Origin of the sequence: Streptomyces sp. RPT161 (genome assembly GCF_027533845.1) — a bacterium.
Classification (GTDB): domain Bacteria; phylum Actinomycetota; class Actinomycetes; order Streptomycetales; family Streptomycetaceae; genus Streptantibioticus_A; species Streptantibioticus_A silvisoli_A.
Window position 1 is genome coordinate 364,105 of sequence record NZ_JAPZVN010000001.1, and the last position, 14,663, is coordinate 378,767.

At 72.9% G+C, this 14,663-nt stretch carries 13 protein-coding genes; 3 read left to right on the forward strand and 10 right to left on the reverse strand.

Translation table 11 applies throughout. The features are described from left to right. Positions 1-168: 168 nt before the first annotated feature. The 3 genes from O5O46_RS01540 (at position 169) to O5O46_RS01550 (ending at position 3,384) form a co-directional block, all read left to right on the forward strand. A complete protein-coding gene (locus tag O5O46_RS01540; protein WP_269853340.1) occupies positions 169-849 on the forward strand; it encodes a PadR family transcriptional regulator in 681 nt (226 codons plus the stop codon). A 66-nt stretch (positions 850-915) separates the two neighbouring features. Beyond that, positions 916-1,698: an SDR family NAD(P)-dependent oxidoreductase gene (locus tag O5O46_RS01545; RefSeq protein ID WP_269853341.1), complete on the forward strand. Its 783-nt coding sequence runs from the start codon at positions 916-918 to the stop codon at positions 1,696-1,698. Between the two features lie 219 nt (positions 1,699-1,917). Then, a complete protein-coding gene (locus O5O46_RS01550) occupies positions 1,918-3,384 on the forward strand; it encodes an MFS transporter (RefSeq protein WP_269853342.1) in 1,467 nt (488 codons plus the stop codon). Positions 3,385-3,470: 86 nt separating this feature from the next. Here the strand turns inward: O5O46_RS01550 and O5O46_RS01555 are convergent, their stop codons facing one another. The 10 genes from O5O46_RS01555 to fabG all read right to left on the reverse strand — a co-directional run bounded on the left by O5O46_RS01555 (position 3,471) and on the right by fabG (position 14,500). Beyond that, positions 3,471-4,496: an aldo/keto reductase gene (locus tag O5O46_RS01555; protein ID WP_269853343.1), complete on the reverse strand. Its 1,026-nt coding sequence runs from the start codon at positions 4,494-4,496 to the stop codon at positions 3,471-3,473. Beyond that, positions 4,474-6,204, reverse strand: coding sequence for an FAD-dependent oxidoreductase (locus tag O5O46_RS01560; RefSeq protein WP_269853344.1), 1,731 nt, complete (start codon positions 6,202-6,204; stop codon positions 4,474-4,476). The genes O5O46_RS01555 and O5O46_RS01560 overlap by 23 nt, the downstream gene beginning before the upstream one ends. Beyond that, the gene (gene rfbB, locus O5O46_RS01565) at positions 6,201-7,184 is read right to left on the reverse strand and encodes a dTDP-glucose 4,6-dehydratase (RefSeq protein WP_269853345.1); all 984 of its coding nucleotides are present in this window, start codon (positions 7,182-7,184) and stop codon (positions 6,201-6,203) included. Before rfbB ends, O5O46_RS01560 begins: the two co-directional genes overlap by 4 nt. Further along, positions 7,181-8,248, reverse strand: coding sequence for a glucose-1-phosphate thymidylyltransferase (locus tag O5O46_RS01570; RefSeq protein ID WP_269853346.1), 1,068 nt, complete (start codon positions 8,246-8,248; stop codon positions 7,181-7,183). Before O5O46_RS01570 ends, rfbB begins: the two co-directional genes overlap by 4 nt. Further along, positions 8,245-9,585 (reverse strand): FAD-dependent monooxygenase, encoded by a 1,341-nt coding sequence (locus O5O46_RS01575; RefSeq protein ID WP_269853347.1) that lies wholly within the window; start codon positions 9,583-9,585, stop codon positions 8,245-8,247. The genes O5O46_RS01570 and O5O46_RS01575 overlap by 4 nt, the downstream gene beginning before the upstream one ends. 14 nt (positions 9,586-9,599) lie before the next feature. Next, the gene (locus tag O5O46_RS01580; protein ID WP_269853348.1) at positions 9,600-10,352 is read right to left on the reverse strand and encodes an SDR family oxidoreductase; all 753 of its coding nucleotides are present in this window, start codon (positions 10,350-10,352) and stop codon (positions 9,600-9,602) included. Further along, positions 10,345-10,977, reverse strand: coding sequence for an antibiotic biosynthesis monooxygenase family protein (locus tag O5O46_RS01585; protein WP_269853349.1), 633 nt, complete (start codon positions 10,975-10,977; stop codon positions 10,345-10,347). Before O5O46_RS01585 ends, O5O46_RS01580 begins: the two co-directional genes overlap by 8 nt. A 90-nt stretch (positions 10,978-11,067) precedes the next feature. Then, on the reverse strand, positions 11,068-12,675 hold the full coding sequence (locus O5O46_RS01590) for a class I adenylate-forming enzyme family protein (RefSeq protein ID WP_269853350.1): 1,608 nt from the start codon (positions 12,673-12,675) through the stop codon (positions 11,068-11,070). Beyond that, positions 12,668-13,642 (reverse strand): aromatase/cyclase, encoded by a 975-nt coding sequence (locus O5O46_RS01595; RefSeq protein WP_269853351.1) that lies wholly within the window; start codon positions 13,640-13,642, stop codon positions 12,668-12,670. Before O5O46_RS01595 ends, O5O46_RS01590 begins: the two co-directional genes overlap by 8 nt. Before the next feature lie 72 nt (positions 13,643-13,714). Then, positions 13,715-14,500, reverse strand: a complete 786-nt coding sequence (fabG, locus tag O5O46_RS01600; protein WP_269853352.1) for a 3-oxoacyl-ACP reductase FabG — start codon at positions 14,498-14,500, stop codon at positions 13,715-13,717. Positions 14,501-14,663: the final 163 nt, after the last annotated feature.

Here is a 14,663-nt window from a genome sequence, read left to right on the forward strand (position 1 = left end):
GCCAGCATGCGGCCGGGGTATCGGGTGGCGCTCGAAGGCGGCCGGAGCACGGGCACCGCCGAGCCCGCAACGGGCGGTGCTCCGGCGGCACTACAGCGCGGTGGGTCAGGCTCGCGCCTCGGGCTCGATACGGAGCCGGGCCCGATACGGAAGGTGGAGGAGACGTACGTGGAGAAGTCGGAGACGGAGACGGTAGACGTGGACACATCGAGCGCGCCGGCAGGGGGGACAGCCGGGACGGCGCCCGCCGCGGCCTCGCCCCTCGCCTTGCTGTCCCTCGGCCTGCTGCTGGAGCGGCCGATGACCCCGCGGGAGTTCGCCCGGACCGTGGCCGAGCGGGCCGCGGACAGCCCTGTGGAGGGGCCGCCCACGCCGGGGCCGCAGGAGTTCGCGGCGGTGGCGCGTGCGCTCGGCGAGGCGGGCCTGACCGAGACCGTGGCGCACGCCGACGGCCCGGCGTACGCACTAACCGACCGCGGCAGGAGCGAGTTCGCCCGGCACGTCGTCGCCCAGCTGGCCACTCCGGACCGGCAGCCGCCCGCCTTCCTTACGGCGGTCGGCTACCTGGGAGCGCTCGATGAGGACCGTGCGACGGGGGCGCTGCGGGAGCGCTCGGGACGGCTGCGCGAGCGGGCCGCGCGGATCGAGCAGGCGCTGGCCGCGAGCGGCAGCATTCCCCGGCTGTTCGTGATCGAGAACGAGTACGCGCTGCGCATGTGCCGGGCCGAACTGGGCTGGACCGAGGAGGTGCTGGCCGAGATCGGCGCCGGAACGCTGGCCTGGCCACGGGTCCGGGTCACGGAGAACGGCTGGGAGTGGGCGCCGGAGGAAGGCGCCGGTGCCCGCTGACCCCACCGCCACCCGCTCCTGAATCGCTCAAGTGGCGTTCAGGCGCGCATTTCTAGCCTCGGCGGCATGATTGAACTCTCTCTCAAGGGCAGGACCGCGCTGGTGACCGGCGCCAGCCGGGGCATCGGCGCGGCCATCGCCGCCGAGCTGGGCCGACGGGGCGCCGCGGTCGCGGTGAACTACCTCAGCTCCGAGGAGGCCGCGCAGAAGGTCGTCGCGGGCATCGAGGAGCAGGGCGGCCGCGCCGTCACCGCACAGGCCGACATCTCCGACGGCGAGAGCACCAAAGCCATGGTCGAGCGGGTCGAGCAGCAGCTCGGCCCGATCGACATCCTCGTCCTCAACTCCAGCGGATACCGCGACGTGCTGCGTGGCCCGGCCCTCAACCACCCGGTCGAGGCGCTGGTCGACAAGATGGCCACCCAGGCCCGCGCCACCCTCGGCCCGGCCTACGCGGTGCTGCCCGGCATGATCGAGCGGGAGCAGGGCACCGTCATCCTGATCTCGGACAGCTTCTCGCGCCAGGCCGCGGCCGGCGCCATCGGCCACGCGGTGGCCAAGGCCCCGATGGAGGCCGCGATGAAGCACCTGGCGATCGAGCTGGGCCCGAAGAACATCCGCTTCAACACGGTCATCCCGGGCGCTACCCGCAGCGAGAACCTGATGAAGAAGTGGAACGCCAAGGACGAGTGGGGCCGCACCCTCGCCTCCGTCATCGACCAGACCCCGCTGCGCCGCATCGGCGAGCCGGAGGACGTGGCCCGTGCCGTCGCCGTCCTCGCGGGCGACGAACTGTCGTATGTGACTGGCGCGTTTCTGCCGGTCAGCGGCGGCCACCTCATCATCTGACCTTAGGGTGTCCCCGTCTCCTTCCGGCGGGCCGCCGATCGCCTTCCCGTGCCGTCAGGCCGCCCGCACCCGTCTGCGGACCGCCTGACGGCACGCCCGTTGCGGGGCGCCGCGCGGCGCCCGTCAGACCATCCCTCGGACCACGACAAGAACACCTGGCCCATGAGACCCGTGGCCCGGCAGGCCATGGGCCCATGGGACCTGAACGAAGGAACACCAATGAATGCTGTGCCGTCCGCCGACCGCTCCGGGCCGGCGCCCGGGTGGGCCGTGGCGGTGGTGGCCTGTGCCGCCCAGTTCATGGTGGTGCTGGACACCACCATCGTGAACGTCGCCCTGCCGTCGATGCGCGAGGACCTCGGGCTCGGCGCCGGGGGCCAGCAGTGGGTCGTCAACGCCTACCTGCTGGCCTTCGCTGGCTTCCTGATGCTGGGCGGGCGCGCCGCCGATCTCTTCGGGCGGCGCCGGATGTTCACCGCCGGACTCGTCCTGTTCACCGCCGCCAGCCTGCTGGGCGGCCTGGCCCCCGGCGGCGGGCTGCTGATCGCCGCCCGTACCCTGCAGGGCCTGGGTGCGGCGTTCCTCGCCCCGGCCCCGCTGGCCCTGATCAACGCCACCTACGAGGACCTGCAGGCGCGCACCAAGGCGATCGCGGCCTGGGGCGCCACCGCGACCGCGGCCGGCAGCTGCGGCATCCTGCTCGGCGGAGTGCTGACAGACGCGCTGGGCTGGCGTTGGGTGCTGTTCGTCAACGTGCCCATAGGCGCGGTGCTGGTGGTGGTCGCGCTGCGCGCGCTGCCGGCCTTCCCCGGGCACGCACGCGGCCGGGCCCTGGACGTTACGGGTGCCGTCCTGGTCACCGCGGCCCTGGCCTGTGCGTCGTACGGCCTCTCCGAGCTGGAGACCCACCCGTTCGCCGCCCCGCTGACCGGCGGGGTCCTCGCGGTCGCCGTGGTGCTGCTGGTGGCCTTCGTCCTCGTGGAGGCGCGCACCGCGCAGCCGCTGATGCCGCTGCGGATCTTCCGCAGCCGCGCCCTGACGCTGGGAAACGTGGCCGCGCTGGTAATCGGTGCCGTGACCACCTCGGTGATGTTCTTCGTCACGCTCTACCTCCAGCGCGTGCTCGGCTACACGCCGCTCCAGGCGGGCCTGGCCATGCTGCCGCTGACCCTCGCGATCGCCGTGGCCTCGCTACTGGTGCGGCGCTTGGTGCAGGCCATGGGGCCGCGGGTGCCGCTGGCGCTGGGCTGGTTGCTGACGGCGGGCGGGCTGCTGTGGCAGTCGCGTTTCTCGCCCGACGGCTCGTTCACCGTCGATGTCCTCGGCCCCGGCGTTCTGCTGGGCCTGGGCCTCGGTGCGGTCGTACTGCCGATGACGGCCGCCGCGACCTCCGGGGTCGCGGCCCAGGACGCGGGGCTGGCCTCCGCCCTGATGAACACCGCGCGCCAGATGGGCGGCGGCCTCGGTCTCGCCGTGCTCAGCGCGGTCGCCGGGACCGCGGCGGGAGCGGCCGCACTCACCCACGGCTACGCCAAGGCCCTTCTCATGGCGACCGTGCTGGCGCTGGTGGCGGGCGCGCTGGCGCTGTTCATGCCGCGCCCCGCCGCCGCTGCCGCCCCGCCCGCGGTGGGCGGGAAGGAGCCCGGGCAGCGCCCGGCGCCGGTGGCCGCCGAGCCGGCCGAGTGATCCGCGTCCCGCGGCGGCCGCGCCTCTGAGGTGCGAGGGTCTCCTCTCCCGGCGGGAGGGGAGACCCTCGCACGTCGCGTACCGGATCAGGCCGCGGCTGTCCGCTTGGCCCGCAGCATCCGGCTCAGCGTGAGCTGCGGATCCCGGACCACCGCATCGCCCAGCACCTCGTCGATGCGGGCCGTCAGACCCGGATCCAGTACGGCGTCCACGGCGCGCAGGTTCCGCTCGATCTGCTCCGGCGCGGAGGCGCCGATGACGGCCGAGACGACCTGCGGCTGGTGCAGCACCCAGGCCAGCGCGAGCTGAGGAAGCGTCAACCCCGCCTCCTCGGCGAGCGGTTGGAGCGCCTGCACCCGTTCCAGGACCCGGTCCTCCAGGAAGCGCCAGCGACGCAGCGAGACGTCGCCGCCCTGGGCGGCCACTGCCCGCGAGCCCTCGGGGAGTTCGGCGCCCGGCCGGTACTTTCCGGTCAGGACGCCGCCGGCCAGCGGTGACCACACCATCTGCCCGATGCCCAGCGGCACGCAGGCGGGGATCACCTCGTCCTCGATGACCCGCCACAGCAGGTTGTACTGCGGCTGGTTGGACACCAGCGGGGCCCCTGCCTCCCGGGCCAGCCGGCCGGCCTCGGCCAGTTCGGGGGCGGCCCACTCCGAGACGCCCACGTAGCGCACCTTGCCCGCCTCGACCGCGTCGGCGAAGGCCGCCATGGTCTCCTCCAGCGGGGTGGCGTCGTCGTAGAGGTGCGCCTGGTACACGTCGATGTGGTCGGTGCCCAGCCGCCGCAGTGAGGCGTCCAGGCAGGCGCGGATCCGGGCGCGGCTCAGGCCGCCGGGCCCGTTGGAGTCGCCGCCAGCGCCCCGGCCGACCTTGGTGCAGAGGACCACCTGGTCGCGGGGGACGGCCGCCAGGGCCCGGCCGAGGACTTCCTCGGCCCGGCCTCCGGCGTAGACGTCCGCGGTGTCGAAGGTGGTGATGCCCGCGTCCAGCGCCGCGCGGACGCAGGCCACGGCCGCGCTGTCATCGAGCTGGTTGCCCGCGGTCAGCGAGTTGCCGAAGGCGACCCGGCTCACGACAGGCCCGTGGTCACCCAGTCGCCGGTACTGCATGGTTCTCCCCTTCCTCCGCCTGTGTGTCCAGTCGACCCGCCGGATGGATGCCGAGCGTGGCCAGCGCCCGCTCGGGGGCGTCCGCCCGGCCACCGCTCGCGGCCGCGTAGCCGTCCGGGCGGATCAGCAGCCAGCCGCCTGGCTCCAGCCCCAGGTCGGCGGCGAGCCGCCCGTCCGGGTCGACCAGCGGGGTGACCGACCCCTCCGCGCTCCGCGGCCGTGGTACGAAGCTGCGGACGTGGACGACTCCCTGGTAGGTACGCGTCAGTCCGGCGAGCGGGGTGAACTCCCCGGCTCCGCCCGCCCGGTCGGTGTCCGGCCGGGTCAGCAGCGTCCAGCCGGGGCGGCGCAGTTCCTCGATCAGTTCGCGCCAGCCGGCCGACTCGGCGGCGCGGCAGGCGGTGACCCGGCTCGCCCGGTCGCCGGCCGGGAGCGCGGCCCCCGCGCTCAGCGCGTCGCTCGTGCCGGCGCCCTCGTCGGCCGCAAGGGCCAGCGGCCCGTCGCCGTACCCGAGGTCGAGCGCCGACATCCCGCCCATGATCTTCTGCTCGATGCGAGACTTCAGCGGCGGCACCGACCGGACGAAGGTGAACAGCGCGCGCAGTGCCGCGGCCGCGTAACGGCTGCGCAGCTGCACCAGCAGCGTGGCGAACTTGGTGGACTTCAGCAGGGCGGCGCCCACCGGGACGCGCTCGGCGCTGTAGCTGTCCAGCAGGCTCTCGTCGGCCGAGCCGTGGATGACGGACGCCAGCTTCCAGGAGAGGTTGACGGCGTCCTGGACACCGGTGTTCATGCCCTGCCCGGAGGCGGGGCTGTGGACATGGGCGGCGTCGCCGGCCAGCAGGCAGCGGCCCTTGCGCATGCACGGGATCATGCGCTGCTGAATGGTGAAGACGGACACCCACGTGGGGTTCTCCACCCGCACCTCGCGGCCCGTACCGGTGCGGATCTTGCGCTCGAACCGGCGTGCCACGGCCGCGTCGTCGCCGCCGTAGGACACCTCGGCGGTGTCCAGCAGCCGCCACTTGCCCGGGTCCGGGAAGGGCACCATCATCACGGTGCCGGTCGGGGTGCGCATCCAGTGGATGCTGTCCCGGGGCAGGTCGCAGTGCACGACCGCGTCCGCGATCAGCCAGGTCTCGCTGCTCTCGCCGACCAGCTTGAGGCCGAGCTGCTTGCGTACGGTGCTGTGCCCGCCGTCGCAGCCCACCAGCCAGCCCGCCTCGAAGGTCTCGGTGCGGCCGTCCGCGTGCTCCAACTCGGCGCGTACGCCCGCGCCGTGGTCGGTGAAGCCGGTCAGGCGCACCCCCCACTCCACCTCGACGCCCTGGCGGGCGGCCGCGGCGCGCAGCGCCCCCTCGGTGATGACCTGGTCGACCATCAGCGTGAAGGGATAGCGGGTGGGCAGCTTGCGGTAGTCGGTGTCGAAGCGGATCAGCCGGCGGCCGTTCTGGTGCAGCGTGAAGTGCTCCACCCGCTGGCCGCGCGGCAGCACGTCGTCGAGCACGCCCATCTGGTCGTAGGTCTCCAGGGTGCGGGCGTGGGTGGCCAGCGCGCGGCTGGTGGTGGCCGGTCCCGGCGCCGCGTCCACCAGCCTCACGCGCACGCCGCGGCGGGCGAGTTCGTGGGCCGCGGTCAGCCCGACCGGACCCGCGCCCACCACCAGCACCGGCGCACCGGTCGGCTGCGGGCGTCCTTCGGCGGTCATCGGTTCTCCTCCTCGGTTTTTTTCAGGGGCTTCCACCAGCCGGGGTTGTCGCGGTACCAGGCGGCGGTGTCCGCGAGGCCGCGCTCGAAGGGGATGCGCGGCGCGTAACCCAGTTCCCCGCGGATCTTGGTGTCGTCGATGGCGTAGCGGCGGTCGTGGCCCTTGCGGTCGGCGACCCGCTCGACCATCCCGGGTCCCGCGCCGCACAGCCTCAGCAGTTCCTCGGTCAGGGCGGCGTTGGTGCGGTCGTCGCCGCCGCCGATGTTGTAGATTTCGCCCGCCCGGCCGCCGGTGAGCACCAGTTGGAGGGCACGGCAGTGGTCGTCCACATGCAGCCACTCACGGACGTTCAGCCCGTCCCCGTACAGCGGCACCCGGCGGCCTTCCAGGAGGTGGGTGACGAAGCGCGGGATGAGCTTCTCGGGGTGCTGGTAGGGGCCGTAGTTGTTCGAGCAGCGGGTGATCGACAGGTCGATGCCGTGCGTCTGGAAGTAGGCGCGGGCGATCAGGTCGGACGCGGCCTTGGACGCCGCGTAGGGCGAGTTGGGCAGCAGCGGGCTGTGCTCGGTCCAGGAGCCTTCGTCGAGGGAGCCGTACACCTCGTCGGTGGAGACGTGCACCACCCGCTCGACGCCCGTGCGCAGCACGGCCTCCAGCAGGGTCTGGGTGCCGCCGGCGTTGGTTCGGACGAACTCCGCGGCCGCGTGCAGCGAGCGGTCGACGTGCGACTCGGCGGCGAAGTGCACCACCGCGTCATGGCCGGGCAGCAGGTCCAGCAGCAGCGGCAGATCGCACACGTCGCCGTACACGAAGGTCAGCCGGGGGTGCCGCTCGGGCAGGTTGTCGCGGTTGCCGGCGTAGGTGAGTTTGTCCAGGACGGTGACGTCGGCGTCCTCGTAGCCGGGGTGGCGTCCGTCGAGCAGTCCGCGTGCGTAGTGCGAGCCGATGAACCCCGCCCCGCCGGTGACCAGGATCTTCACGCGGCCACCTCCACCTGGGTGTGGTCGCCGACCACGAGGCGGTGGTGCACCGTGCCGCCGCCCGCGGAGGAGACAGCGGCGGAGCGGCCGATGAGGGAGCCGCGCAGCGCGGGCACCCGGGAGACGGAGGCGCCGTCCAGCACGATGGAGTCCTCCACGGCGGTGTCGCGCAGTCGGCAGTCCCGTCCGATGGAGGTGTACGGGCCGACGCGGGAGTCGACCACCTGACTGCCGGCGCCCACGATGGCCGGGCCGACGATCCGCGAGCGCACCACGCGCGCGCCGGGCTCGACCACGACTGGGCCGGTGAGCTCGCTGTCGTCGTCCACTAGGCCGGCCACCGACCGCTCGACACCGCGCAGGAGCTCGCGGTTGCAGTCCAGCACGTCCTCGGCGCGTCCGGTGTCCTTCCAGTACCCGGTGTACTCCCGGGCCCGGACGGTGGCACCGTACGAGACCAGCCACTGGAGGGCGTCGGTGATCTCCAGTTCGCCGCGCGCACTGGGAGTGATCTTGTCGATGGCCTGGTGGATGACGGGGGTGAAGAAGTAGACGCCGGTCAGCGCGAGATCGCTGCGCGGCTGCTCGGGCTTCTCCACCAGCCGCGTCACCCGGCCGTCCGGCGCGACCTCGACCACGCCGAATGCCCGCGGGTCGGCGACGCGCTGCACGACGACCTGCGCGGTGGGGCGGTGCTCGGTGAACTCCCGCGCCATCTCCTTGACGCCCTGCGGCAGCATGTTGTCGCCGAGGTACATCACGAAGTCTTCCTCGCCCAGGAACTCCCGGGCGATCTTGACGCAGTGGGCCAGCCCGAGCGGCTGCTCCTGCCGGATGTAGGTGAGGCGCAGACCGAGGCGGGCACCGTCGCCCAGCACGGCGGCGATCTCCGGGGCACGGTCGCCGACGACGACGGCGACCTCGCTGACGCCCAGCTCCCGGATGTTCTCCAGGACGTGCTCGAGCACCGGCCGGTTGGCCACGGGCATGAGCTGCTTGGGCATGGAATAGGTGAACGGGCGCAGTCGGGTGCCCGACCCGCCTGACAGCACCAGGGCCTTCACCGATTCCTCCTCTCGGGAACGTCGGGTACGAAGCACTCCTCGGCGACGCGGATTGAGGGGTTGCCGAAGGCGATGCGGTCGAGCACCTTGCGGTAGGCCGGTGTGCGCCGGAGCAGCGCGGCCAGCTTCGGCCGTACGCGGGTGGCGAAGGTGCCGTGCGAGAGCATCGCCCGGCTCTGCAGCCGCTGCAGCCGCATGACCTGCTCTATGTCTGCGGAACGGGTTCGTTCGAACGCCGACAGGAAGCGCCCGCTCGCGTCCCTCGCACGGTGCGAGGCGACCAGCAGCGGGTGCAGCAGCACCGCGTCCTGGATGGCCAGGTTGATGCCCTGCGCGCCGATGGGGCTGTGGGTGTGGGCGGCGTCGCCGATCAGGACCAGGCCGTCGTCCGCCCAGCGCTCGGCCCGCCCGGAGAAGACGTCCAGCAGGCTGAGGTCGCGCATCGAGCGTATCTGCTCGCGTATCAGGCCCGCGTAGGGCGGGACCGCCAGCGCCAGCTGTTCCTTGACGTGGTCGAGCCCCTTGGCGGCCACGTCCCTGAACCCCTTGTGGGGCAAGGTCCAGCCGATCTGGACGCGGTCGGGCCAGGAGTCGTAGACCAGGACGGGGCTCTGGCCCGCCCGGAACACCTGGACGTCCCTGACGGCCTCGCGGTCGCGGCTGCCGGGCCCATCGTCGGTCAGCTTGAACCACAGCACGTCCAGGTCGAACGCCTCGGTGCGGCCCGCTTCGATGCCGGCCAGGCGGCGCACCTTGGAGAAGCGGCCGTCCGCGCCGACCACGACGTGCGCCTGCACCGTGCAGGCCCCGCCAGGCCCGTCGGCGGCCACGCCGGTGATCCGGCCGTCCGTGCGCAGTAGTGCGCCGACCCGCCGCCCGTCGAGGTAGGTGAAGCCCTCGTACTTCTCGCAGTGCAGCAGCAGTTCGTCCAGGACGTGCGCCTGCGGGATGCTCAGCAGGTAGTCGTGGGGCGCGGGCAGCGCCCGGTAGTCGATGTCGAGCAGCGCGCGGCCGCCCTCCACCAGCCGGAAGCGGGTGTGCTCGTGGGCGCCGCGGGCCCGGGCGCCGCCGAGCACACCGAGGTGGTCCAGCAGCCTGAGCGCGCCCGGCTGCAGGATCTCGCCGCGGAACTCCCGCTGGTGGGCACGGGCGCGTTCGACGACCGCGACCCGCAGCCCGGACTTCAGCAGCAGCAGCGCCAGCACCAGGCCGGCGGGTCCGGCGCCGACGACACAGATGTCGGCCGTGAACTCCTCGTCGGCCAGGGCCGGTCGGGATCGGGGGGCCTGTTCGGTCCGTTCGGTCTGTTCGGTTGCTTCGGTCCGTGGGCTCTCCATCGTCGCGTTCCTCCCTAGCCCCGCAGGCCGAGGCCGCCGTCGGCCCTGATCACCTGGCCGTGGATCCAGCCGGCCTCCGCCGTGCACAGCAGGGCCACCGTGTCCGCGATGTCCTCGGGCGTGGTGAGGCGTCCGGCCGGGGTGCGTGCTGCGAGGGCGGCGGCCACCTCCGGCTGGGGTGTGCCGGGCCCCTTGTCGATCTTCGAGGTGGAGACGGCGTTGACGGCGATGTCTCGCCCTGCCAGCTCCACCGCGAGATAGCGCACCAGGCTTTCCAGCGCCGCCTTGGCCACGCCGAGGCCCACATAGCGCGGGATGACCGAGTGCGCGCCGCTGCTGGAGACCGCGACGATCCGGCCGGGGCCGCCGACCATCAGGTCGGCGATCGCGGGTGCGCCATACAGCAGCGGATCGAGGGCTGCCGAGAGGTCGGCGCGCACTTTGGCCGGGTCCGCGCCGACGGCGGGCGCCGGGTTCCAGGAGGCCGCGTTGTGCACCAACACGTCGAGCCGCCCGTACCGCTCGCGCACCTGCCCGAGCAGCCGGTCCAGTTCCGCGGGGCGGGTCACATCGGCCCGCAGGGCCACCGCCTCGCCCTTGAGCGAGGCGAGCTCCTCGACAGCGCGGCGCGCGTCGTCCTCGGAACGCGCGTAGTTCAGTATGACGGTGGCGCCCGCCCCGCACAGCTTGCGGGCGACGGCCAGGCCCACGCCGCGGGTCGCCCCGGTGACCAAGGCGACCTTCGCCTCCAGGCCGAGATCAGCCATGGCGTGTCACCTCGAGCGCGCGGTTGCCCGCGACCGGCGTGGCGGCGACCGTCTCGACCTCGGCGAGCCGCAGCACGGCCGCGTACTCGGGTGTGTCCTGTGCGGCGCGGTAGGCGGCCGGTCCGCTCCAGCGGGTGGCGGCGGTGTATCCACCGGGCCGCACGACGGACTTGGCGAGATCCGTGTGGCCGAAGCCGTCCCGGCGGGCGGCCGCCTCGGCGTAGGAGCGGTAGGCCGCCTCGAAGGCCTCCGCGTCGCCGGTGACGGTGAACCGTTCGATCAGGTCGACCGGGTCGCCGCCCGCCAGCTGCCCGCCCTCGGCGTCGATGCGCAGCACGCCCAACGACGGGTCGGCCTCGACGTCGACGATGCGGTGGAACTCCTTGGCGTGCTGCTGGAACGTCTCGCTCGCCATGACCTGCTTGAACAGGTCGGGCGCCGCCCACCAGCCGAGGTTCACATAGACCTCGGGCCGCTCGGTGACGCGGACCGCCTGGTGGGCCCGAAACCCCTCCTGTGCCCGCATCCACTGGACGTGGTCGAGGAAGCGGCGCTCGAACTCCTCGGCGCCTGCGGGGTCCTTGAGGGTGAAGGTGTTGATCACGGTGAACAGCGGAGCGGGCATAGGTGCCGCCTCTCTGGTGCGTGGATGGAAGGCTGGTGGGCGAGCGAGGGCCGCCCGGGCTGGAAGGCCGCCCAGGCCGGGAAGGACGGATCAGGCGGCGGCCAGGAGGCCGATCAGCTGCTCCCGCAGTAGCCGGCGCTGGATCTTGCCGTTGCCCGAGCGGGGGATGGCCTCGACGGCTCGGGCCTGCCGGATGTGCTGGTAGTACGGGAGCCGGTCGTTGACGAAGGCCACGGCCTCGGCGACAGCCTGCTCGGCGGTGCCGTCCGCGGTGGCCGACGGGTCGAGCACGATCAGGGCGCCGGCCACCGCGCCGCTGAACGCGTCCGGGAGGTCGACGACCACCGACTCGCGCACAAAGGGGTGCCGGCCGAGGACCAGCTCGACCTCGGAGGGCGCGACGAGGAAGTTGTCGCACTTGAAGACGTCCTTCAGGCGGTCGATGAGGAACAGCCGCCCTTCGTCGTCGATCCGTCCGACGTCCCCGGTGGTCAGCCAGCCGTCCGGCTCAAGACCGGTTCCCTCGGGGCCGCCGAGGTAGCCCTTCATCACCTGCGGCCCGCGCAGCTGCACCTCCCCCACCGAGCTGGCGGGCAGCACCGCGCGGCTCTCGACGTCCACCACCCGGCACTCCGTGCCCGGGACCGGCCTGCCGACCGAGCCGTGCACCGGGTGGTCGGGGTCGTCGCTGTGGGTCAACGGCGAGGTCTCGGCCAGCCCGTACCCCTGGAAGACGGGGATGCCGAAGCGCTCGGTGAGCCGGGCGGCCGCGGCGACCGGCAGGCCCGAGCCGCCGGAGGCGATCCGGGTGACCGTGCGCAGCCCCAACTCGTCCAGGGCCGGATCGGCGGCCAGCATGGCCAGCCGTACGGGCAGGCTGTACAGGTGCGTCGCACCGTGCTCGTTGGCGGCGGTGACCGCGTGGACCGGCTGGGAACCGGTGCACAGCACCTGCGTGGCCGCGGCCCGCACCGCGGAGTTGAGGTGCATCGGGTGAAAGGTCGGCAGGTGGTTGACGGTCACCGATGTCCCGTCGAGGCGGTGCGCCAGGGTGATCTGGTCGGCGTTGACGGTCAGGTTGCGGTGGGTGAGCCGGACCGCCTTGGGCCGCCCGGTGGTGCCGCTGGTGAACTGGACGCAGGCCACGTCGTCGGGGCCCGTCGGCACTTCGGCCGGTACGCGGCCGCCCGGTGCCGTGTCCGTCAGTTCCCGCAGAGCGGGCAGCCCTTCGGGCAGGCGGTCGCCGATGAGGACCACCTGCTCCAGGCCGGGCAGCCGGTCCCGGACCCCGGCCAGCCGCTCGTACAGCGCGGCGTCCACGAACGCCAGCCGGGCCCGGCTGAGGGTGAGGACGTGCAGCAGGTCCTCTTCGCGCAGCAGCGGGTTGACCACCGCGGCGACGTGACCGGCGCGGGAGGCGGCGTAGTACGCCACGGCGAAGTCCGGGTGCAGCACCGAGGCGACCGCGACGGTGGCGCCGGTCCCGGGTAGCAGCGTGCCCAGTGCCACGGCCGCCACCGTGACCCGCCGGTCCAGCTCGCCGTAGGTGATCCGCTCCGCGCCGCACACCAGGGCGGTACGGCCCGGGGCCCCGGCGGCGGCCTCGGCCACCAGGCCGTCCAGCCGCCGGGGCACCTCGGGCGCGTAGGCCTCGGGCGCGTGGGCCTGGGGCGCGCAGCCCTCGGGGCGGTTAGCCACGGCGGGCCTCCGCGTAGGCGCGGGCGTGCTTGAGGGTGTTGGTGCTGTTGGTGCTCAGGGCCCGGTGGATGTAGGCGCGGGCGTCGGCGACGGTCTTCCCCTCGCCGAGCACCTTTTCGACCGCCGCCGCCTTGATGATGACGGTGTGGCGCGAGGTGACGTCCACGCCGCCGCGCTCGGCTGGCACGATCGTCCAGCGGCCGGTGTGGGCCGTCATCAGCGCGGGCACGGTCGTCTGCTTGTAGACGATGCGGTCCTCACCGAAGACCACCCGGACCGACTCGGTGGTGTGCGTGGAGCCGTCGGCGGTCCGCGTGTCCATGGCCATGACCTGCAGGCCGGGGGACTCCTCGGTCAGCTCCAGGCGGGCGACGTGCGGCAGGCGCTGGGGCCACAGGTCGGCGCGGTTGAGGAAGTCGAAGACGTCCTTGCTGGCGCCGTCGATGTGCACCGTGTCGTCGAAGGTGAACATCAACTCGTCCAGCTGGTCGGCGAGTTCCGCGATGCGCTTGATGCCGTCGAGCTCAGCGGCGCTGTTGCGGTCGAGCGCGGCGCGGATCCACCCCTCACCTTCGGCCGACCCGTCCACGGCGGTGAAGTCGTGGTACAGCTCCAGCAGGCAGCAGGCCGGGGAGATCGGGGTGACCACCCACTTGCCGCCCATGGAGGCGACCGGCGGCTGGGAGACCTCCTGGCGGAAGACCACGGACAGGTTGGCACGGTCCAGCTCGCGGCGCGAGATCCAGTGCTTGACCTCGCCGTTGGCGGTGGCCCAGATCTGGATGCGCTCGCTCGTCTCGTCCCGCTCCAGGTGCTCGACATGGACGTTCGGGGCGAAGAACTGCGGCCAGCGGGTGACGTCGGCGATGATGTCGTACACGACCTCGGCCGGCGCCTCGATGGCGGCGCTGTGCAGGGTCCGGTGCTCCTGGGGCGCTGCAGCCGGGGCGGACACGTCAACGGACACGGGGTTTCTACCTCTCTTCGAGCGTGGTGTCTGGAGCGGGTCCACCGGGCTTCGGGCGGAACCCGGGGGATCTCAGTAGTTGCCGAGACCGCCGCAGACGTTGAGCGCCTGCGCGGTGATGGAGGCGGCGGTGTCGGTGGTCAGGTAGCCGACCAGGCCGGCGACCTCTTCGGGGGTGGAGTAGCGGCCGAGCGGGATCTTCGCCTCGAACTGCTTCTGGATGTCGTCGACGGTGGTGTCGAACGCGGCCGCGTAGCCCTCGCGGACCCGCTGGGCCATCGGCGTCTCGACGTAGCCGGGGCAGACGGCGTTGACGGTGATGCCGGTGGGGGCCAGCTCCTTGCCGAGCGCCTTGCTGAAGCCGATCACGCCGTGCTTGGACGCGGAGTAGGGGGCGGCCAGGACGACGCCCTGCTTGCCACCGGTGGAGGCGATGTTGATGATCCGGCCCCAGCCGCGCTCCTGCAGACCGCCCTGCTTCAGGACCTCACGGGTGGTCAGGAAGACGCTGTTGAGGTTGGTGTCGATGACGTCGTACCAGAGCTCGTCGGTCAGGTCGGCGGTGACGCCGCCGCCGTTGCGGCCCGCGTTGTTGACCAGGACGTCGATCCGGCCGTACCGCTCGATCGCGGCGGCGACCAGCGCCCGGACCGACTCGGGGCGGCGCACGTCCGCGGTGGCGCCGTCGGCCTCGAGCCCCTCGGCGCGCAGTTCCTTTACGGTCAGCCGCACCGCTTCCTCGCCGCGGGCGCAGATGAAGACCGCGAAGCCCTTGGCCGCGAGGTCCCTGGCCGTCGCCAGGCCGATGCCGCTGGTACCTCCGGTGACCAGTGCGACCCGCCGCTCCTCGTTCGCCATGGCGCACGCTCCCTTCACTCGTTCTCGCCGTACGTTCGTTCCGGCTGGGGACCAACGTGCCGGGCTGGTCTCGAAGGGAGGTCGAGCGGAGCTGGACGGGGCCGGGCGGCCCGTACTCCAGCGGCCTTCCAGCGCGGTTGGAGCCCGGCCGCGCAGACTCGCG